This window comes from Sinosporangium album, assembly GCF_900100605.1.
GTDB classification, from domain to species: Bacteria; Actinomycetota; Actinomycetes; order Streptosporangiales; family Streptosporangiaceae; genus Sinosporangium; species Sinosporangium album.
This window is the reverse complement of record NZ_FNCN01000014.1, coordinates 1-18650: the sequence shown is the minus strand read 5'-3', so window position 1 is coordinate 18650 and position 18650 is coordinate 1. Positions and strand designations below refer to the sequence as shown.

Sequence of the window (18650 nt, the reverse complement as noted above, 5' to 3'; positions counted from 1 at the left end):
CTGGCATTAGTCGGGATCGCGTGGGAGGAGGAAGGGGGTGATCCAGTCGGGGGTGACGTCGGCGGTGAAGGCGACGCCGTCGGTCTCGGCGACGTCGATGGCGGCGTAGCCGCCGCTGCCGGCGCCGACGCCGGCCGTGACGGTGAGGAGCCCGGCGCGGCGTTGGAACCAGGTCTGTTCGATGGTCCAGCCGACGATGGCCCGCCGTTCGATGACGGCCTGGGCGCGTCTGAGCGACCCGGAGCGGACCGAGATGCGGACGCCGTCGTAGGCGTGGCCGAGGCTGCGGTAGAGGTCGAACCCGAGGGGGACGCCGAGCAGGGCCAGGGCGGAGGCGATGACGGTGGCGGCCCACCAGCCCCAGCCTCCGCCCGTGAGGGCGACGGTGCCGAAGGCGGCGGCGAGGGCGAGCCAGGGGACGATGGAGCGGAAGAGGCTGCGGCGGAGGGCCGCGGGCGGATGGGGCCGCAGTCGCGCAGTGAACGGGGTAACGGCCGCGGCGGTGACCTCCAGGGCTGCCGCCTTGGGCACGGCGGGGAGCAGTTGGCCGCGGGTCTGGGAGTCTCCGAGGCCGGCGACGATCGCCCAGACGCGGGCGACTTTCCAGACTCGTTCCAGCGGCGCGTCGACGATCTCGTATCCGCGCACTCTGCGGCGTTCCAGAGAGACGCTTCTGCGGGTTGTCAGCCCGCGCTCGGCCACCAGGTGGTCGCCGCGGGTGAGCAGGGTGAAGCGCCAGTTGAACAGGAAGTGCATCACGCCGCCCGCGACGGGCATGGCCAGCAGGAGCAGCAGGATGACCACGGTGAGGACGACGGGTCGGTCGAGGACCCACAGGCCGGCGTCGCGCGCGATGCGCAGGAGGCCGGCGTCGCCTTCGCCGTTGTCCAGCCCGAGTTCGCGCCACGAGTTGAAGAACAGGCCGACGGCCGCGCCCATCACCGCGAACGGGGTGAGCACGTACGCGCCGGACAGGGGCCCGTAGCGGAGCCAGCGGCCCGGCACCTTGAGAAAGACCTGTTCGGCGGGTGCGGAGGCGGCCTCGGGCGCGGGGGCGCTGGGTGCGGGGGCCGTGGGGGTCGCAGGGGCCGCGGGGCCGCGGGCGGCGGGGGCGGCGGTAGACGTACCGGGCTGGCGGGTGCGCTGGGTGAGGAGGGCTTTGAGGCGTTCGGCCTCGTCTTTGGTGATGCCGCTGAGTTCGCCTTCCTGCTGCTCGGTGCCGCTCGCGCCGGTGTCGATGCGCAGCACCACGAGACCGAGGAGGCGGTGCAGGGGCGGGGTGGCGATGTCGACGCCGCGGATGCGGTCGAGCGGGATGGTACGGACGGACCTGCTGATGAGCGACCTGGTCAGTTCGAGCCTGTCCCCGATCACCTGGTACCTGAAGGTGAACCACCGCACGACCGCGAACACCACGGCCCCGGCGATGGCGATGGCGGCCCACCGGAAGGAGGCGGGTGAGAAGCCGCCGACGAACAGTACGCCGACAAGCGGCACGAACAGCCCAGGAAGGTTGCGCACCGGGTCGATCAGGATCATCAGCGGGCTGAGGCGTGACGGCTCCGGCGGCACCTGCGCGTAGGGCGGCCAGTCGGCGGGCGGCCCTTCGGGGCCGGGCAGCCCGGTCCAGCCCTCCGGCGGCCCCTCGTGGCCCGGTATCCCCTCGGGGCCGGGCAGATGGGGCCAGTCGAACTGAGGCCGGTCGGGTTGCGGCCGGTCAGGTTGAGGCCGGTCAGGTATGCGCTCCTCGTCGGGTGAGCCCCGGGTCTCGGACGGACCCTGGGCGGACGCGTCCCCGGGGGTCGGCGCCCCGGGAGCGGGGCGCTCGCCGGTCACGTGGCGTCGTCCCTCAGGGCTTCGGCCCGCTGGGCCAGGGTGCCCGCGAGGCTCGCGGCCACGGTGTAGTCCAGCCCCTTGATCGAGGAGGACCCGGCGTAGGAGGCGGTACGGATCTCCACGGTCGCCAGGCCGAAGAGGCGCTCCATGACCCCCTGCTCCTTGTCGACGGTCTGAATACGGCTGACCGGGACGAAAACCCACTTCTTCCCGATCCACCCGGACCGCGCGTACACCACGTCGTTGGACAGCTCCCAGCGGTGTACGGCGTAGCGCTTGATCGGCTCAAGGACGCCGAGCGGGCCGACCACGGCGGCCGTGGCGATCGGCAGCCAGTCGATCCATTCGGGCACCCAGGCCCAGTCCCGGCCCGAAAGCCAGCGGGATAGGAGAAGCGCCCCTCCCACCATCACGACGAATCCGATAAAAGATTCGAGCATCCAGAGTTTGATGGCGTTTTTGGAGACACGATTGATGGGATCGCGTAGCGGTGCGGTCACCTGCCCAGCCTAGCCCGGTTTCGACCACATGCGGCTCTCCCCTTCGACCCTCTCACCTCAGGGCGAAGTGCCCTCTCACCTGGCAAAACAGACGTGTCAGCGATATGTCAGCGGTGCCGTACGGCCTGTCAGCGGCCCCTCAGGGAGCTGTCAGCACGCCCTCGCACACTCGGTGTGAAGCGAAAGGGCGGAGAACGACGATGCGATATGCGATCCAGGCCGAAGGTCTGGCGAAACACTACGGCGCGACCAAGGCGCTGGACGGCGTGGGCCTCGTGGTGCCGCAGGGCCGACTGCTCGGCGTGCTCGGGCCGAACGGAGCCGGGAAGACCACCGCGGTAAGGGTCCTGGCCACCTTGATCCGCCCCGACGCGGGCAGGGCCGAGGTCGGCGGGTTCGACGTGGTGCGCGACGCCCACCAGGTGCGCTCGCTGATCGGCCTGACCGGGCAGTACGCCTCGGTGGACGAGTCGCTGACCGGCACCGAGAACCTCGTCATGATCGGACGGCTGCTCGACCTGCCGAGACGGGCGGCCAAGGCGAGGGCGGCGGAGCTGCTCACCCGGTTCGAGCTCACCGAGGCGGCGGACCGGGCGGCCAAGACGTACTCGGGCGGCATGCGGCGGCGACTCGACCTCGCCGCGAGCCTGGTGGGCAGGCCGCAGGTGCTGTTCCTCGACGAGCCCACGACCGGGCTCGACCCGCGCAGCCGTACTGAACTGTGGGGTGTGGTGCGCAGCCTGATCGCCGACGGGGTGACGGTGCTGCTGACCACCCAATACCTGGAGGAGGCCGACCAGCTCGCCGACGACATCGTGGTGTTCGACCACGGCCGCGTGATCGCCTCTGGAACCCCGGACGAGTTGAAGGCCACGACCGGCACCCAGGTGCTGGAGCTCAAGCCGGTGGACGGCGAACGGCTCGGCCAGGCGGAGAGCGTGGTCGCCACCGTCGTCGGGGTGAGGCCGGACGTCGCGGAGGGACGGGTGTCGGTGCGCGTGAAGGACCCCGCGGTGGTGCCGGCGATCGTGCGCGCACTCGACGACCTCGGCGTGGTGGCAGCGGAGCTGACGCTGCGGAAGTCCAGCCTCGACGAGGTCTTCCTGGCGCTCACCGGCGACAACCCCGCACAGCCCGCACGACACGTCAAGGAGGCGGTGTCCGCGTGACCACCCTGACCGAGACCCTGCCGAAGCCCGCGGCCAGGCGCGTGGGCCCCAGGGCCACTCTGAACCACTCGCTGACGCTGACGTGGCGCAACCTCGTGCAGATCAAGCACGACCCGTGGGAGCTGCTGGGGCTCAGCGTCCAGCCGATCATGCTCCTGCTGCTCTTCGTCTACGTCTTCGGCGGCGCGATCGCCGGGAACACCACCGACTACCTGCAGTTCGCACTGCCCGGCATCATCGCGCAGAACGTGCTCTACTCCACTGTCGGTACGGCGATCGCCCTCAACACCGACATCGCCAAAGGGGTGTTCGACCGCCTGCGCAGCCTGCCCATCGCCCGCACCGCGCCCCTGACCGGGCGCATCGTCGCCGACAGCGTGAAGCAGCTCTGGGCGCTCGGCCTGTTCCTCGGCATCGGCGCGCTCCTCGGATTCCGCGTGCAGAACGGCGTGGGGGGCGTGCTCGGCACCGTGGCCCTACTGATGGTCTTCACGCTGTCCATGTCGTGGCTGGCCGTGCTGGTCGGCCTTACCGCCAAGAACCCGGAGCGGGTGCAGCTCCTCACCTTCTCGCTGATCATGCCGCTGACCTTCACCAGTAACGCGTTCGTCCCCTCCGAGACGATGCCCGGCTGGCTGCGGACCTGGGCCGAGGTGAACCCGGTGTCCCAGCTCGCCGACGCCGTACGCGGCATGCTGATCGGCGGCGAGGTCGCCGCGCCGACGACGAACTCGCTGCTGTGGGCGGTGGGGGTCATCGTGGTGTTCGCGCCGCTCGCAGTGCGGGCCTTCCGCCGCGGGCGCTGAAGGTGGATCGCTCAGCGCACGAGCGCGGCGGCGCCCTCGCGGGACACACGCCGGCCGCGCTCGTGGCACCGGGAGAACTCCTCGGTGCCGAGCGCGGCCCTCACGGCCTCGGTGACGCGCACGTGGTCGAAGCCGACCACTTCCTCGAAACCGCGCATCCGCGCCGCCCAGCCGAGCAGCATGGCCGCCCTCTCGGGCTCGCCGTCGGCGAATGCGAGCGAGGCGCACCCGACCGCCGCCACGCTCACCACGGGCCCCTCGGCACGGAGCATCGCCGACTCCAGGGCGTCGGCCATCAGGAGCCGCGCCTCCTCAAGGTCGCCTTCCTGAAGGGCGAGCATGGCCAGCGAGGTGCAGGCGGGCGCCCGCATCGTGTCGAGCGCTTGGCGCGACCGGCCGATCAGCGCCAGGGCCTCGGTGTAGTCGCGCCGGGCCTCGGCGTACCGTCCCCTCTCACGCGCGAAGTCGCCGCGCAGGACCAGCAGGATGACGGCGGTGAGGGGGTCCCACGCCTCCGTCATGATCTGAACCGCCCGGGCGAGCTCCGCCTCGGCGGCCTCCCTCTCCCCGGCCGTCCACAACGAGGCGGCGAGACGGCCGCGCAAGTGGAGCGTGTGCTCCGGCGCTCCGAACTCCTCCGTCATGGCGATGGCCGCCCGCGACTGGTCGGCGGACTCCCCGACCCGTCCCCGCAGGTAGTTGGTCTCGGCCAGGGCCGCCAGGCAGCTTGCGGCGCCCCACCGGTCGCCCAGGGCCTCGAAGCCCGCGAGTGCCAGCTCGGTCTCCCGCTCTCCCTCGGCCACCCTGCCGTTCCCGATCCCGAGGAATCCCCTGAGCATGCGCGCCCAGGTGCGCACCCACGGGTCCGAGTGGGTGCGCAACGCTGCCACGCAGTCGGGCTCCGTATGCTCGTCGGCGGCGAGGGCGATGACGCTCGTCGCCATCGCGGCGAACGGGTGGGACTCGCGCCCCACCGCGACGGCCGACTCCTGTATGTCCCGCAGCAGCGCCGCGGCCTCCGTGCCCGAGACGAGCTGCAGCTGCTCGTAGACGTTGAGGTTGTGGACCGCCCGGACCACCAGCCGCGCGTGCGGCGGGGCGCCCTCGCCCGCGCGCAGCGCCTCACGGCTGCGGGCGACCGCCTCATTGCGGTGGCCGGTCAGCCACCAATACCAGCCGAGCGCCCCTACGAGCCGCAGCGCGATGTCGCCGCGCCCCGCGTCGACGGCCCAGCGGATCGCGGCGGACGCGTTGTCGTGCTCGGCGGACATCGCCGCCAGCACGTCGAGCTGCCTGCGGTCGCGAAGCCCCGGCTCGATCTCCTCCACGAACCGCGTGACGTGTTCAGCGTGGGCGAGCCGCATCCGCTCCCGCTCCCCCGACTCCGAAAGCCGCTCCAGCGCGTAGGCGCGGATGGTCTCCAGCATGGTGTAGCGGGCCTCACCGGAGCGCCCGCCCTCGACGGTGACGGTGACCAGGGACTTGTCGACCAGGCGTCCGAGCAGGTCCAGCACGTCGGCCGGGTCGAGGCCCTCCCCGCCGCACACCCGCTCGGCCGCGGCCAGCCTCGCGCCTCCGGCGAACACCCCGAACCGCCGGGCGAGCATGCGCTCGCGCTCGTCGAGCAGGTCCCAGCTCCACTCGACGACGGCGCGGAGCGTCTTGTGCCGTGGCAGTGCCGTACGGCTGCCGCCGGTCAGCACCCGGAACCGGTCGTCGAGGCGGTCGGCGAGGTCCTGCGGCGACATCGACCGGAGCCGGGCCGCGGCCAGTTCGATGGCCAGCGGCATGCCATCCAGTTCCCGGCAGATGCGGACGACCACGTCGAGGTGGTCGGCGACGGAGAACCCCGAGCGTACGGCGGCGGCCCTGTCGGCGAACAGCCGTACGGCGGGAGCCTCCGCCGACGACCGCGCGGGCTCGCCGGGCGAGGGCACGTGCAGCGGTGAGACGGCCCAGAGGGTCTCTCCCGTGATGTTCAAGGGTTCCCTGCTGGTGACGAGCACCCGCACCTCGGGGCACTCGGCGAGCACCTGGTCGACCACCAGGGCGGCCGATTCGATCACGTGTTCGCAATTGTCGAGTATGATCAGCAGGTGCCTGCCCGTCAACGCACCCAGCAGCCGCTCCAAGGGGTCGTGCGGCCGCTGCGCTTCGACGGCGGCGAGCCCCGGCTGGAAATGGCCCGGCCGCACTCCGACGGCGGCGCTCACGGCTTCGGCCACCTCGCGCGCGTCGGCGCCCGCCGCCACTCCGGCGAGCTCGACCAGGCGCACCCCGCCCGGCAGGCGCCCGTGCCCGGCGAGCGGCTCGGCCGACTCCACGGCGAGCCTGGTCTTGCCCGCACCTCCCGGGCCGAGCAGCGTGACCAGCCGGTTCGCGGCCAGCAGGTCGCCGACCGCGGCGACATCCGTTTCCCTGCCGACGAAACTTGTCAGGCGCGCGGGCAGGGTGCTCCGGCGCGTCCGCTCCGCGTCGGGGGGTGCCGGTGCGTGCCGCATGGCGACGCCGCCGGGGGCCGCGTCGGAGACCGGGCCGGGGGCCGGGTCGGGCGGGGGCTCGGGCGGGGCGCCGCGCTCCTCGCGCCATTCGCCCTTGAGCATGGCGAGGTGGACGGCCGCCAGGTCGGGCGAGGGGTCGGCGCCGAGCCGGTCGGCGAACGTCTCACGGGCGTCCTCGTAGGCCGCGAGGGCCTCGACGTGGCGACCCTCGCCGTACAGCGCGCGCATGAGCTGGGCCCGCAACCGCTCCCGCAGCGGATGCGCGGCGACGAGCGCGGGCAGGCCCGCGGTGGCCTGCGCGAAGCGGCCGAGGCGCAGAGCGGCCTCAAACCGGTCCTCCAGGGCGGCCAGGCGGGCCGCCTCCAGGCGGGCGGTCCACAGCGAGGCGGTGTCCCCGTCCGCGAGGTCGGTGAAGACGGGGCCGCGCCACAGCGCGAGCGCTTCGCCGAGCGAGGTCCACGCGAGGTGCGCGTCACCGCCGGCCAGCGCGCGGCGGCCCGTGTCCGCGAGGGCCGCGAAGCGGTGGGCGTCGACCTGGCCGGGCGAGACGGCGAGACGGTATCCGGTGGCGTCGCCCGCGACGAGCGCTCCGCCCTCGCGCGAAGCCCCCGGAGCGAGCGCGGCACGCGCTCGCGACACCAGAGCTTGAAGGGCGTTCGTCACATTCGCCGGTGGGCTTTCGCCCCAGACGCCGTCGACGAGAACGGAGCTGGACACCGTTTTGCCGGCGCTTCCCGCGAGCAGCGACAGAAGCGCCCGCAGGCGCCGACCGCCGATCTGGACGGGCTTTCCACCGTGTCCGACCTGGAGGGGGCCGAGGACGGCAAAGCTCGTCTCCGCGTCCGATCCCAACCCCTCCATCCCTAGATTCTGTCGGATTCCGGGTGAATTCCGCGCCACCGAACCGGCGGAACGGGTCAGCCCAGCGTTCGAATCCGCGTAGCATCATCGGGCATGGGGCAGCCAACGACCTTCGCAGCCGCGCGCCGGGCCTCCATCACCGCTGCGGTGACGGCGCTCGCTGTCTGCGTGTCCGGCTGCGGAATCCTCGGCAAGTCCTCGGACCCGCCGGCCGTGGCGGAGTTCGTGGTCTCCAGCCCCCAACTCAGAGACGGCGATCCGCTGCCGTCCGGATATTCCTGCCACGGGACGCAGGGCAACCCTCCACTGCGCTGGTCCTTCGTGCCGGCGGACGCCAAGTCGATCGCCATCGTGGTCGACGACAGCTCACTGGCCGGTTCCCAGGTCCACTGGGTCCTTTTCGACATCCCTCCCGGCACCACCGAGGTGCCGGAGAACATCGCCGACAACCTCCCCGACGGTGCCCGGCAGGGGCAGACAAGTCAGGGAACGGCGGCATACGTGCCCCCGTGCAATCCGCAGGGCACCTACCGGTTCAGCGTTTACGCGCTACGCGAGAAGGTCGTCACCAACGGGAAGAGCGCCCCCCTCTCCCTGTCCGAGGGCCTTTTGCAAGACATCGCCTCCCAGACCATCGCGAGAGGGCGACTGACCGCCACAGGCATCGAGTCGCCCCGCGAAAACCGGAGGTAGTCATGAGTTATCAATTCTTCACATAGGGTGTGACAACGCTCATAGTGGTCCGACACAATCAGTTCCATTCGCTGAGCGCAGGTGAACAAGGGGGGCAGGTCGCGTCGATGGCCGCGCGACCTCACCGGCGCCGCTGGAAGGCCATGGCCTTGAGGGTGGTGCAATGACTGCGGTCGTTTTGAGTCTCGTCGCCGTCGTGCTCCTCGTGCTCGTCGTCGTGGCACTGGGCATGCGGTCGATGAGCCGCCGGGAGAGCGCGCTCCCCCCGGAGCGGCTGAAAGAGATGGCCGAGCAAGAGGAGGTCAAGCCGAGCCGGTCAACCGACGAGTTCGCCGCCTCCGAACCTCGGATGGACAAGTTCACGCCCGACTTCAGCCCGATCGACGTGCCGCGCCCGAAACCGTCGGTGCCCCGCGTCGGCGGGCCCCGCGGGCGCCGCGGCGTGGACGAGTTCGGCACAGCCGACGACTACGACGAGGAATACTGGGGCCGGGTGCGCGCCGACGACGGCGGCTTCGGCGGGTCGATCGCGGCCAAGGTCGGCGCGAGCCGTCCCCTCTCGGACGCGGAGAACCCCGAGCTTCCCGCCGCGGCGCCCGCGACCGGCGCACCCGTGTCGGCCGACGCGGTCACCATGCAGGCGCCGCTGCCGAATCTCGCCGGCGGGCAGATGCCCGTGGGCGGGCAGGGCCTCGCCGACCTGGTCGAGCCCGCGGCGCCGCACCCGGCGCCCGTGACGTCGGCCGCCGTGCTCGCCGAGCAGAAGACCATGACGTTCGCGGCCCCCACGCCCGAGGTCCTCGCGCAGTACGCCCCCGGACAGCAGCCTCCCGCGCAGCAACCCCCGGCGCAGCACGCCTCCGCGCCCCGCGAGACCTCCGCCCGCCAGGCCGCGCCCCACGACGCGCCCCACGACGCGCCCCACGGCGCCGGCCCGCGCGAGACACCCGCGCCGGGGCGCCGCGCGTCCGGCCGCGGGTCGCGCGCCGTCGACCCGCACGCCCCCGCCGAGCCCCCCGCGCGCGGCTCCGGGGGACGGGGCGGGAGCCGTACGGCGAACCGCGCGTCGAGCAGGACCACGCGCTCCACGGCCCGCGGGGCGGAGACTCCCGCCGGCGACGCGCTCGCGACGGGCGGTGCCCCGGTCGGCGACGTGGGCCCGGCAGGCCGAGGCGTCGGCACGCCCCCCGCGGGTCAGCCGGGGCCGCATCCGCCCGCCCCCGCCGTTCCTCCGGCGGCCAGGCGCCGTGCCACGGGAGGGTTCCCCGCTCCGGCGGCCCCCTCCATGCCCGCCGCCGGGGCCCCCGCTGCGACACCCTCCGGGGCCCCCGCCGACCCGCGCGGCGGCGCCTATCCGAGCGGCGCCCCCGCCTTCGGCGGACCGGACTCCACCGACGCCACCTGGCCGCGCACCGGGTCCTACCCTCCCAATCCCGCCCACCCCGGGGCCTCCGACATCTTCGACGACCAGTCGACGCCCGCGCAGCCCGTCACGGCCCCCCACCCCGTGCAGCCCGCCGCAGCGCCGACCCACCCTCCGGCCGCTCCCGGCCGCTCCGCCGTGGCGGCCTCGTGGCCGTCGGCACGGGCCTACGGCACGTCACGCGAGCAGACCTACCCGAAGAGCTACGAGGTGCGCTCCGGCTGGGCCACGATCGACGACGACGCCGTCACCGGCCCCACCCCGGCCGCCTCCACGACGACCGGCCCCGCGCGAGCGGTCTCCCCGCACGAGCCGGCGGGCGGCCCCGCCCGCCCGGCCGACCCGCCGCGGGCCGGCGGCCCCGCCCCGCAGGCCGGCACGGACTCGTGGCCGTCCTTCGGCGACATGTACGGCCCCGGCTCCGGCAGCGGCACTGGCACTGGCACTGGCAGCAGCGGCACTGGCACTGCGGCCGATGGCTCCGCCTCCCCCGGCGAGCCGGGCCGCCGCCGGGGATCGCGCGGCAGCCACCGGGCTCCTGACCCGGACTACCCGGATTACTACCGGTAAACCGCGCTTACCCCTCCATATCCGATCTTCTTTGCGTGTGTCCCCCGCTTGTGCAAAGCCCTTCTTCAAAGGCTTAGGAGAGGGGGGACACACGCCATAGGGTTCGCTCCATGAAGCCGATGGACACCCTGCGTGACAGATCGCCTACTTTCAGTGGTTTCGGGTCGGTGCTCCGGCACGACTTCCCCGCGTCGCTCGTCGTCTTCCTCGTCGCCATCCCGCTGTCGCTGGGCATCGCGGTGGCCTCCGGGGCGCCCCTGGTGGCCGGCCTCGTGGCCGCCGTCGTCGGCGGAGTGGTGGCGGGCTGCCTGGGCGGCTCCGCCGTACAGGTCAGCGGCCCCGCGGCGGGACTCGCGATCGTGGTCTCCGACCTCGTGCAGACATACGGCTGGCGCGCGACCTGCATGATCACCATCATGGCCGGGGCCCTGCAGTTCCTCCTCGGCCTGTGCCGGGTCGCCAGGGCCGCGCTCGCCGTCTCCCCCGCCGTCGTCTACGGCACGCTGGCCGGGGTCGGCGTGACGATCGCCCTGGCCCAGCTGCACGTGGTGCTCGGCGGCAGCCCCCAGCACTCCGCCCTGGCCAACATCATCGAGCTGCCCGCCCAGCTTCTGGCCAACCACAGCCACGCGGTCGCCGCCGGACTGCTCACGATCAGCGTGCTCGTGGTGTGGGGCCGCCTGCCGCGCCGGATCCGCGCCGTCCCGGCCCCGCTCGCGGCGCTCACCATCACCGCCCTGGCGTCCGCCACCCTGTCGTGGGACGTCACCCACGTGGACCTCGCGGTCGACCCCACCGTGTGGACCTCGCCCCTCTGGCCGCAGGGCGACTGGCACGGCATCGCGGCAGCCGTACTGCTCATCGCGCTTCTCGCGGGCGTGGAGACCCTGCTGTGCTCCGTCGGCGTCGACAAGCTCCACACCGGCCCCCGGGCCGACCTGGATCGCGAGCTCACCGGCCAGGGCGTCGCCAACATGATCTCCGGCGTGCTCGGCGGGCTGCCCGTCGCGGGCGTCATCGTGCGCAGCACCGCCAACGTGGGCGCGGGGGCCCGGAGCCGCTGGTCGGCGGTCATGCAGGGACTGTGGGTGCTGACCTTCGCGTTTGGTTTCGCCTGGACCATCCGCTACATCCCGATGGAGGCGCTCGCCGCACTGCTCGTCTTCATCGGCGTCCAGATGGTCAACCTGGTGCACATCCGCAACCTGCGCGGACACGGCGAGGTGCCGATCTACCTCGTCACGTTGGCGGCCGTCGTGTTCATCGGCCTCGCCGAGGGGGCGCTGATCGGCATCGGGCTGGCGGCGCTGCTCGCGCTGCGCCGCCTCACGTGGATCAGTGTCACCGTCAACGCCGAACCGGACGGCCGCCGGCACGTGGTCATCGGCGGGTCGCTGACCTTCCTCGGCGTGCCGAGGCTCGTCTCCGGACTGGCCTCGGTGCCCGCAGGCGTCCCGGTCGACCTCGACCTCAACGTCGACTTCATGGACAACGCCGCCTTCGAGGCCCTGCACATGTGGCGGCTTGAGCATGAGCGCCTCGGCGGCACCGTCGATATCGACGAGATGCACGACGAGTGGTACACGCTGGCCGCCAAGGGCGTGCGCGTCTTCCCGGCGAAGACCCCGCCCGTCACGCCCGACCACTGGTGGCTGCCGTGGGCCGACCGGCGCAGGCGCCGGCCGGGGCCCTGCCGGACGTCCGCGCTGACCCGGCACGCGCACGCGCACGGCCCCGAGCAGCCCGAGCTGGTGGTGGGAGCCCGCGAGTTCCACCGCCGCACCGCAGCGCTCGTGCGCCCCATTCTCACGCGGATGGCAAGCAAGCAGGAGCCGTCCCACCTTTTCATCACCTGCGCGGATTCCCGCGTCGTTCCCAGCCTCATCACCGCGAGCGGCCCAGGCGACCTGTTCACCGTGCGCAACATCGGCAACCTCGTCCCGCGGCACGGCGCGGCGCCTTACGACGACTCGGTGGTCGCCGCGATCGAGTACGCGACCACCGTGCTCGGCGTCCGCACGATCACGGTGTGCGGCCATTCGGGGTGCGGCGCGATGGCGGCGCTGCTCGGCGGGGCGGTGAACGCCGAGGAACTGCCGGGCCTGCGCCGCTGGCTCACGCACGGCCACCACAGCCTGGCGCGCTACATCATGACCGACAGCACGGGTGAGGACGCCGGGCCGCTCGACCGGCTGTGCCGCGTCAACGTGATCCAGCAGTTGGACAACCTCCGCACCTACCCCGGCGTCGACGCGCTCGTCGCTTCGGGACGGTTGGAACTGGTCGGCATCTACTTCGACATCGCGCAGGCCAGAGTCCACATGCTCACCGGACAGGAGGCCGCCGAGGACCTCCCGGTGGGCTGACCGGCGCCTGCGCTGTGGGCGAAACGGTCTCGCGCCGAGATTCGCACGGACGAAGAATGCACGCATGAAGGTATTGATCATTGGTGGGACCGTCTTCCTCGGCCGCGCGATCGTGGCGGAGGCTCTCCGACGCGGACACGACGTCACCACGTTCAACCGCGGCGTCAGCGGAGTCGACCAGCCCGGCGTGGAGGCGGTGCGCGGTGACCGCGAGGTGCGCGCCGACCTTGAGCGGCTCGTGGACGGCAGGCAGTGGGACACCGTCATTGACGTGTCCGGATTCGTCCCGACCGTGGTGAGCGAGTCCGCCGAACTGCTGTCCGGGCACGCCAGGCACTACGCGTTCATCTCCACGCTGTCCGCCTTCCCGGACTGGCCCGCCGAACCCGTCGACGAGACCGGCCGCCGCCACCCCTGTCCCGCTGACGCGGGCCCCGAGGCCGGTGACTACGGCTTCCTCAAGGCGGGCTGCGAACGGGCCGTCGAAGAGCGCTTCGACGGCCCCTCACTGATCATCGAGCCGGGTCTGATCATCGGCCCCTACGAGAACGTGGGCCGCCTACCCTGGTGGCTCACCCGCATGGCCAGGGGTGGCCAGGTGCTCGCCCCCGGCAGGCCCGTCTCGCCCTTCCAGGGCATCGACGCCCGCGACATCGCCGTCTTCACCCTCGACCAGGCGGAGAAGGCGGTGAACGACCGCTTCATCACCACCTCTCCCGTCGGCGGCCTCTCCTTCGGAGGCTGGCTCGACATCATCGCCGAGACAACCGGCTCGCACGCCGAGCTGGTGTGGGTCCCCGATGAGTTCGTCCTGGCCCATGAGGTCGCACCGTTCACCGAGCTGCCGCTCTGGATGCCGGAGAGCGGACCCGCGGCTCACACCTGGAAGGCGTCCCCGGACAAGGCGATCGCCGCGGGGCTGCGCATACGTCCGATGGCCGAGACCGTCGCGGACACCTGGACGTGGCTGCGCGGGATCCCCGAGGCCGAACGCAGCTTCGGCCTCGAAAGGCTTGGGGTCCACCACGGCATCGACCCCGGCAAGGAGGCATCCGTCCTCGCCGCCTGGTCCGCCCGATGAGCCCCCGCGAGCCTGGCGAGCCGTCTGTGTACTTCTACGCGGAAGGTTTGGCATCGCCTCCTCATCGTGGGCGTCATCGTGGGCGTCATCGTGGGCGTCATCGTGGGCGTCATCGTGGGCGTCATCGTGGGCGTCATCGTGGGCGTCGTCTGGCGTGAACTCGCCCTTGTGACCGTGCCGGTTCGGCCCGCTCTTGCCGGGGGTCGAGTAAGGGGTCGAGACAGGCCGCGCCTACCTCCATCCCTTTACAATGTAGATCTTCATCTTGGCGACCGTCGGTGCCGTCGAGCCCGCGTCCGCACCCTGGACTCTCAGCCCACCCTGAGACGCCGGCTCGTCAACACATGACGGCGATCTACCTATTTATGGACGAATGTCATGCCCTTCTAGGACAGAGTGCCCTGACGCCGCAGCGCCGGGTCAGGGAGTATGTAAGTGCACCCACCGAAACGGGGGGCAGGGTCCCCGAAAGGGGGAAATCCCCGGACGGCGGGCCCGCCGAAGGGCGCAGGGGCACTGGGTGACCCGAAGGGCCACAAGACTCACCGTCGCCAAGACGGACGGCGCCTGGAGGCGGGACCGTTCACCCTGACCCCCCGGGTCGGCGGGTGCCGCAGGATCCGGTCCCCCGCTAGTGGGCGAACACGGCGATGGGCATGCGCAGACGGGCGGCCACGGGCCCTCCGTCGAGCAGCCCCGAGGGCAGGGGGACGACCTTGCCCCTGCTCCGCAGTACGGCCACAGCGGCCTCTTCCAGCACATCGGGCACCGCGCGCACGTCGGCGTCGCAGTCGGGGCAGGCGCGCTCCCCGGCCTCCAAGAGGTTCCCGCAGCCGCGGCAGACCGCTCCGCGGATGCGGATGCCGTCGTCGAGGAGCAGTGTGCCGACCGCCCTGGCGTTGACGGCGGCGAGGCAGCGGGCCAGCCCGGTGACCGCGTTCTTTTCCGTGGCGGCGTCGCTCACGACGGCCGCCGCCAGGTTCTCGTCGTATTCGGCGATCCGGCGGGCGATGACGGGGTCGGTCCGCGGCTTCATGTTCGCGGGGTTGAGGGTCCTGGGGTCCACGGCGACAACGCCGGACACCTTGGAGCGCATATCCACGGGCAGTTCCTCCATGAACACCGGGATCTCGTAATCGTGCCCGCAGAGCACAAGCAGGTCGAGCCCCTCCCGCCGCATGAACCGCCGTATCTCCGCGGCGGCCCTACGGTAGTGGCGGATCCGCAGTCCTTCGGCGCGGGACCGGACCCCGTATTCCGACAGCCCGTACCAGCCCGCGTAGTTCGGCTTGCGCAGGGCCTCGTCGGTGACGGCGGTGATCTCCGCGGGTTCGTCGTCGGGCCAGATCCAGGCGTGCGCTTCGTCGACGACGGCGATGCCGTACCGCGGGCACCGATGCCCGATCGCGATCAGCGGTCGCACGTATGGTCTGGTCCCCACCATGGCGGTGTCGTCGACGGGAGCGGGCAGCTTGAGGCGCTCGAAGAGCCCATTGGCGCCCGCGACGAACATCGCGACCCCTCGGCCGAGCCAATCACGTGTCGCCGCCAGCGTGTCCCGCAGGTCCGCGAGCGTGATGCGGGAGCCGCTGTCGGCCGCGGCCTGCCGTACGAGATGCTCCACCCGGGGCAGAACTCCATCGAATTCCGCGGGATCAAGGGGAACGGTGTAATACACGGACAAAACCTCCGGGTGAGGAATCTCCGTCTCCACAAGCCGCTCGAAGAAGGACGCGTACCGCATGACAACCCCTCCCATGGCCTTCACGGTCGGCCGTACGGCTAGGTCGCGGCGTCGGGCCGGCGGGCCGGGGCCGACGGCAGGAGCACGCCGCGCACATCCCTGGGGAGCCTGTCGAGCGCGTGGACGACCGACTGCTCCGACAGCTCCTGGCAGAGAAATCTCGTGACCGTGGAGGCGAGCCCCGGAACGTCGCTGATGGCGATGCGACCCGTCCGGGCGAAGTGCTCGACGAACTGATGCCGGTCCCTGCGTACGGGCACGGCGCTGGGGTCCCAGCCGTTGTAGTAGACACCGCGCAGAAGATCGGGGAGCTGAGCGGCGAAGTGCGCCGTGCCGTCCACCGTGAGGCCGTCCCTGACGACGTGCAGCCACGTCCTCAGGACCCGCTGCGCGAACTCCCGGTCGTCCGTGCCGATCAGCTCGGCGAGATCGGCCAGCCAGCGCTTGGTCGTCTGGACGGTGTGGTCGATGCTGCGCACGTGATGATGAGACATCGCTCCTCCTGAAAGCGCGTCGGCGGCGCGCCCGCGCTCCAGTCCGGCTGCACAGCCGGCAAGGCCGACACGTGTTCCACGGATTCCACCGCCGGGTGCGCGCTGCCGCACGCCCCGGCCACGATCCCCTCCGCTTGTCGCTATTTGTGGCCTTTCAGGGAATGTGCTCCTGCTGGCAGTGGGGAAACCAGAGACCAGAGTCCCGAGGCTGTGTCGTCACCCTCGATCTACCCTCGATCTACCTGCGGTCCGCTCAGCCGACCTGCCGGTCCAGTTCGCCACGGACCGGCAGCGGGCTTCCGACGCGCCTGCCGTACCGCCTTTTGTCTCCGGCCGCCTTATGCCCCCGGGCCGCTGAGCCGGCGGTCGCCGCGAGTGGTCACGGCGTAGACCTGCCAGTTGTAATAGGCGTAGTAGTTTCTGATGTCCCGTTTGATCTGGCGGGCGTGGAGCTGGACCGCGTTGACGTAGCGGTAGGAGTGGTTGTAGGCCCACAAGGCCCGGCGGTAATCGCGGGGTGCGCCTGAGGCGCGCAGATAGTTGGCGGCCCCGAAAATGGCGTCCTGGGTGTCGTGGACATCGCCGCCCATGCCGTACGCGTCCCAGGTTCGAGGCATGAACTGCATAGGCCCCTTGGCACCGGTGTGGCTGGGTGACCGCACCCGGCCGAACTTGGTCTCGACGAACATCACCGCCGCGAGCACCTCCCACTCGACGCCGAAACGGCGTTCGGCGCGGCGGAAGTGACGCAGGAGGACATCCGCCGATTCGGGCTGCTCGATCCTGAGCTTGACCGCCCCCTTGATGGGCCGCACGAGCGTCAGCAGGTCCCGGATGGCCGTGACGTTGTCCTTCGCCTGCGCGGCCAGGGAGCCGGACAGCTTGGCGTAGGTGCGGGAGGCGAGCCCGGGATCGCGGGCCAGGTGTCGGTAGACGCGCTGCTGGTAGAGGGCCAGGAGCACCACCGGCTCCGGGGGCTTCCCCTTCGCCCGGTCGTCGCGGAGCCAGGCGTCGACGGCACGCCGGAGCTCTTCGGAGGTGGTGGTCAGGGACCGGGCCAGGCGCGACGGGTCTGAGGGAATCGCGGCGTCCGCGGCCGGCGGCGACGGGGTGGGCGGCGCAGTCGCGGGTGCCTCCTTCGTTCGGCCCGCGGACACCTCCTGGGCCGCGGGCGAGGCCGACCGCGTCACCGCCTGCCCGGAAGGAGCCGACGAGGCGGCCCCCTGGGCGCTGCACCCCGACACCACCATGACCAGGCTCAGCGCCGGGGCCGCCAGCCGACCTGCCCGCCCGCCCCTCTGCCGACCGCCCCGCACAACCACCGTCCGCCGCATCGCCCGATCGCCCCGCTCCGGCCTCGAAGTCGCGTGCTCGTTCATCATCGGCCCCACCGTACTGGAGTGAGCTCACCCCGGCCCGCCTTCACCACGCGCCGCATCCCCCTCCGGGCTCTCGCTCGTGCCTGCCCGTCGTTCTGCCATGGCCCGTGATCATCTGCTACCTGGTGGCCGCAGGGGCGTTTCTGCTGACGGCAGGATCGCCACTGCCCCGGGGACGGCATCGCATCGCCCTGTGGACCGGTGCCCTCGCCGCGTCCGCGTGGACGGTCGTGACCTCCCGGCTCCCGGATCCCACCGACGGATTCATAGTCGGGGTCGCCGGCAATGAGCTTCCGGCATCGCCTTGGGACACCATGGCCTGGTGGTTTTTGGACGCCGAGAGGACCGGCCTCCCGCTCGTGATCGTCGCCCTGGCCGCGACCGCGCACGGAACGTTCTCCGACCTACCGGGACGCCTGACCGTCGCCGCGACCGCGGCGGCGCTTCTCTTCTTCGCGCTGCTCGACGTCGTGGCGCACGCCGACCGCTATGGAGGAGACTTGTTCGCCTATGCCACCAGCCTGGTGAGATGGCCCCTTCTCCTCTCGGCCGTCCTCATCACGATGGCCGGAAGAACGCGGCGGATGTCCACCTCCCCCACCGGAGCCGTCGGCTCGGCACCGGCCGGAATTCCCTGGCGGCCGAAAGAGATTGCCATAGCGGTCGTTGTCGCATTTGGAGTTGTTTGGCTGGTCGTCTCGTCCTTCGCTCCGAGCTGACATTTTCACCCGCTCGCTCTGTCGACCTGTGCCGGCCATAATGCGGGCTGACCGAGAATCTGAATTCGGAGGGTGCTCCGAACCGGCACCGATTCCAAACGCCGTTGACTCGCACTACCGCGGAGATCGATAGTGCAGGTGTGCTACTCGGCGCCTTGATTCAACGCCGCGCCTAGAGAGGTTTAAAGGCTGAGGTTAGGGCGGCTGGAAGTCCAGCCCCGTCTTGGCGATGAACCCGGCGATGAGGTCAGGCCTGCGCTGCACACGCCTGAGCCGACCGCGCACCACCGAAACCAGCTCCTCCACGGTGCGCACCGGCAGGTTGGCCATGCTCTTCTTCATGTGAGCCCATACCGCCTCGACCGGGTTCAGCTCCGGCGCATACGGCGGAAGCCGGAACACCGTCAGCCACGGCCGGGCCTCGATCAGCCGCCTCATCACGGCCGAGGTGTGCGTGTTCAGGTTGTCCCACACCAGCACGATCGGCCCGCCCAGCATGCGGTGGGCA

14 protein-coding genes are annotated in these 18650 nt (G+C 71.6%); 7 read left to right on the top strand and 7 right to left on the bottom strand.

Annotated features, from left to right (window positions below):
- Positions 1–6: 6 nt before the first annotated feature.
- Both BLQ73_RS16435 and BLQ73_RS16430 read right to left on the bottom strand, forming a co-directional pair.
- Positions 7–1836 carry a PH domain-containing protein gene (locus tag BLQ73_RS16435; protein WP_245691127.1) on the bottom strand — a complete coding sequence of 610 codons (1830 nt, stop codon included), beginning with the start codon at positions 1834–1836 and terminating at the stop codon, positions 7–9.
- Positions 1833–2276, bottom strand: coding sequence for a PH domain-containing protein (locus tag BLQ73_RS16430; RefSeq protein ID WP_093171446.1), 444 nt, complete (start codon positions 2274–2276; stop codon positions 1833–1835). The genes BLQ73_RS16435 and BLQ73_RS16430 overlap by 4 nt, the downstream gene beginning before the upstream one ends.
- A gap of 260 nt (positions 2277–2536) precedes the next feature.
- Between BLQ73_RS16430 and BLQ73_RS16425 the strand changes: the two genes are divergently transcribed.
- Together BLQ73_RS16425 and BLQ73_RS16420 are read left to right on the top strand one after the other, a co-directional pair.
- Entirely contained in the window at positions 2537–3505 is a 969-nt protein-coding gene (locus BLQ73_RS16425; protein ID WP_093171339.1) for an ATP-binding cassette domain-containing protein, read from the top strand.
- Positions 3502–4311, top strand: coding sequence for an ABC transporter permease (locus tag BLQ73_RS16420; protein ID WP_093171338.1), 810 nt, complete (start codon positions 3502–3504; stop codon positions 4309–4311). Before BLQ73_RS16425 ends, BLQ73_RS16420 begins: the two co-directional genes overlap by 4 nt.
- An 11-nt stretch (positions 4312–4322) precedes the next feature.
- Here the strand turns inward: BLQ73_RS16420 and BLQ73_RS16415 are convergent, their stop codons facing one another.
- Positions 4323–7673 carry an AfsR/SARP family transcriptional regulator gene (locus BLQ73_RS16415; RefSeq protein ID WP_093171337.1) on the bottom strand — a complete coding sequence of 1117 codons (3351 nt, stop codon included), beginning with the start codon at positions 7671–7673 and terminating at the stop codon, positions 4323–4325.
- Between the two features lie 93 nt (positions 7674–7766).
- Between BLQ73_RS16415 and BLQ73_RS16410 the strand changes: the two genes are divergently transcribed.
- From BLQ73_RS16410 to BLQ73_RS16395, 4 genes are all read left to right on the top strand, one after another.
- Positions 7767–8366: a YbhB/YbcL family Raf kinase inhibitor-like protein gene (locus BLQ73_RS16410; protein ID WP_093171336.1), complete on the top strand. Its 600-nt coding sequence runs from the start codon at positions 7767–7769 to the stop codon at positions 8364–8366.
- A gap of 163 nt (positions 8367–8529) precedes the next feature.
- A complete protein-coding gene (locus BLQ73_RS16405) occupies positions 8530–10359 on the top strand; it encodes a hypothetical protein (RefSeq protein ID WP_093171335.1) in 1830 nt (609 codons plus the stop codon).
- A 110-nt stretch (positions 10360–10469) separates the two neighbouring features.
- Positions 10470–12725, top strand: a complete 2256-nt coding sequence (locus BLQ73_RS16400) for a SulP family inorganic anion transporter (protein ID WP_093171334.1) — start codon at positions 10470–10472, stop codon at positions 12723–12725.
- Between the two features lie 64 nt (positions 12726–12789).
- Positions 12790–13806, top strand: coding sequence for an NAD-dependent epimerase/dehydratase family protein (locus BLQ73_RS16395; RefSeq protein WP_093171333.1), 1017 nt, complete (start codon positions 12790–12792; stop codon positions 13804–13806).
- A gap of 631 nt (positions 13807–14437) precedes the next feature.
- Here the strand turns inward: BLQ73_RS16395 and BLQ73_RS16390 are convergent.
- From BLQ73_RS16390 to BLQ73_RS31390, 3 genes are all read right to left on the bottom strand, one after another.
- Positions 14438–15550, bottom strand: coding sequence for a baeRF10 domain-containing protein (locus BLQ73_RS16390; RefSeq protein ID WP_093171332.1), 1113 nt, complete (start codon positions 15548–15550; stop codon positions 14438–14440).
- Between the two features lie 38 nt (positions 15551–15588).
- Positions 15589–16044 carry a DUF2267 domain-containing protein gene (locus BLQ73_RS16385; protein ID WP_093171331.1) on the bottom strand — a complete coding sequence of 152 codons (456 nt, stop codon included), beginning with the start codon at positions 16042–16044 and terminating at the stop codon, positions 15589–15591.
- A 338-nt stretch (positions 16045–16382) separates the two neighbouring features.
- Positions 16383–17426 (bottom strand): transglycosylase SLT domain-containing protein, encoded by a 1044-nt coding sequence (locus BLQ73_RS31390; RefSeq protein ID WP_143020293.1) that lies wholly within the window; start codon positions 17424–17426, stop codon positions 16383–16385.
- Between the two features lie 104 nt (positions 17427–17530).
- On the opposite strand from BLQ73_RS31390, the gene BLQ73_RS16370 reads away from it, so the two are divergent.
- Entirely contained in the window at positions 17531–18142 is a 612-nt protein-coding gene (locus BLQ73_RS16370; RefSeq protein ID WP_093171328.1) for a hypothetical protein, read from the top strand.
- 195 nt (positions 18143–18337) lie between these two features.
- On the opposite strand, the gene BLQ73_RS16365 is transcribed toward BLQ73_RS16370, so the two are convergent.
- On the bottom strand, positions 18338–18650 hold a 313-nt coding region (locus BLQ73_RS16365), incomplete at its 5' end, for a transposase (RefSeq protein WP_176955494.1).

Bases quoted from the DNA above. Each gene is read 5' to 3' on its own strand.
- BLQ73_RS16430 (WP_093171446.1), bottom strand. From the start codon at position 2,276: ATGCTCGAATCTTTTATCGGATTCGTCGTGATGGTGGGAGGGGCGCTT.
- BLQ73_RS16425 (WP_093171339.1), top strand. From the start codon at position 2,537: ATGCGATATGCGATCCAGGCCGAAGGTCTGGCGAAACACTACGGCGCG.
- BLQ73_RS16415 (WP_093171337.1), bottom strand. From the start codon at position 7,673: ATGGAGGGGTTGGGATCGGACGCGGAGACGAGCTTTGCCGTCCTCGGC.
- BLQ73_RS16410 (WP_093171336.1), top strand. From the start codon at position 7,767: ATGGGGCAGCCAACGACCTTCGCAGCCGCGCGCCGGGCCTCCATCACC.
- BLQ73_RS16405 (WP_093171335.1), top strand. From the start codon at position 8,530: ATGACTGCGGTCGTTTTGAGTCTCGTCGCCGTCGTGCTCCTCGTGCTC.
- BLQ73_RS16400 (WP_093171334.1), top strand. From the start codon at position 10,470: ATGAAGCCGATGGACACCCTGCGTGACAGATCGCCTACTTTCAGTGGT.
- BLQ73_RS16395 (WP_093171333.1), top strand. From the start codon at position 12,790: ATGAAGGTATTGATCATTGGTGGGACCGTCTTCCTCGGCCGCGCGATC.
- BLQ73_RS16390 (WP_093171332.1), bottom strand. From the start codon at position 15,550: ATGCGGTACGCGTCCTTCTTCGAGCGGCTTGTGGAGACGGAGATTCCT.
- BLQ73_RS16385 (WP_093171331.1), bottom strand. From the start codon at position 16,044: ATGTCTCATCATCACGTGCGCAGCATCGACCACACCGTCCAGACGACC.
- BLQ73_RS31390 (WP_143020293.1), bottom strand. From the start codon at position 17,426: ATGATGAACGAGCACGCGACTTCGAGGCCGGAGCGGGGCGATCGGGCG.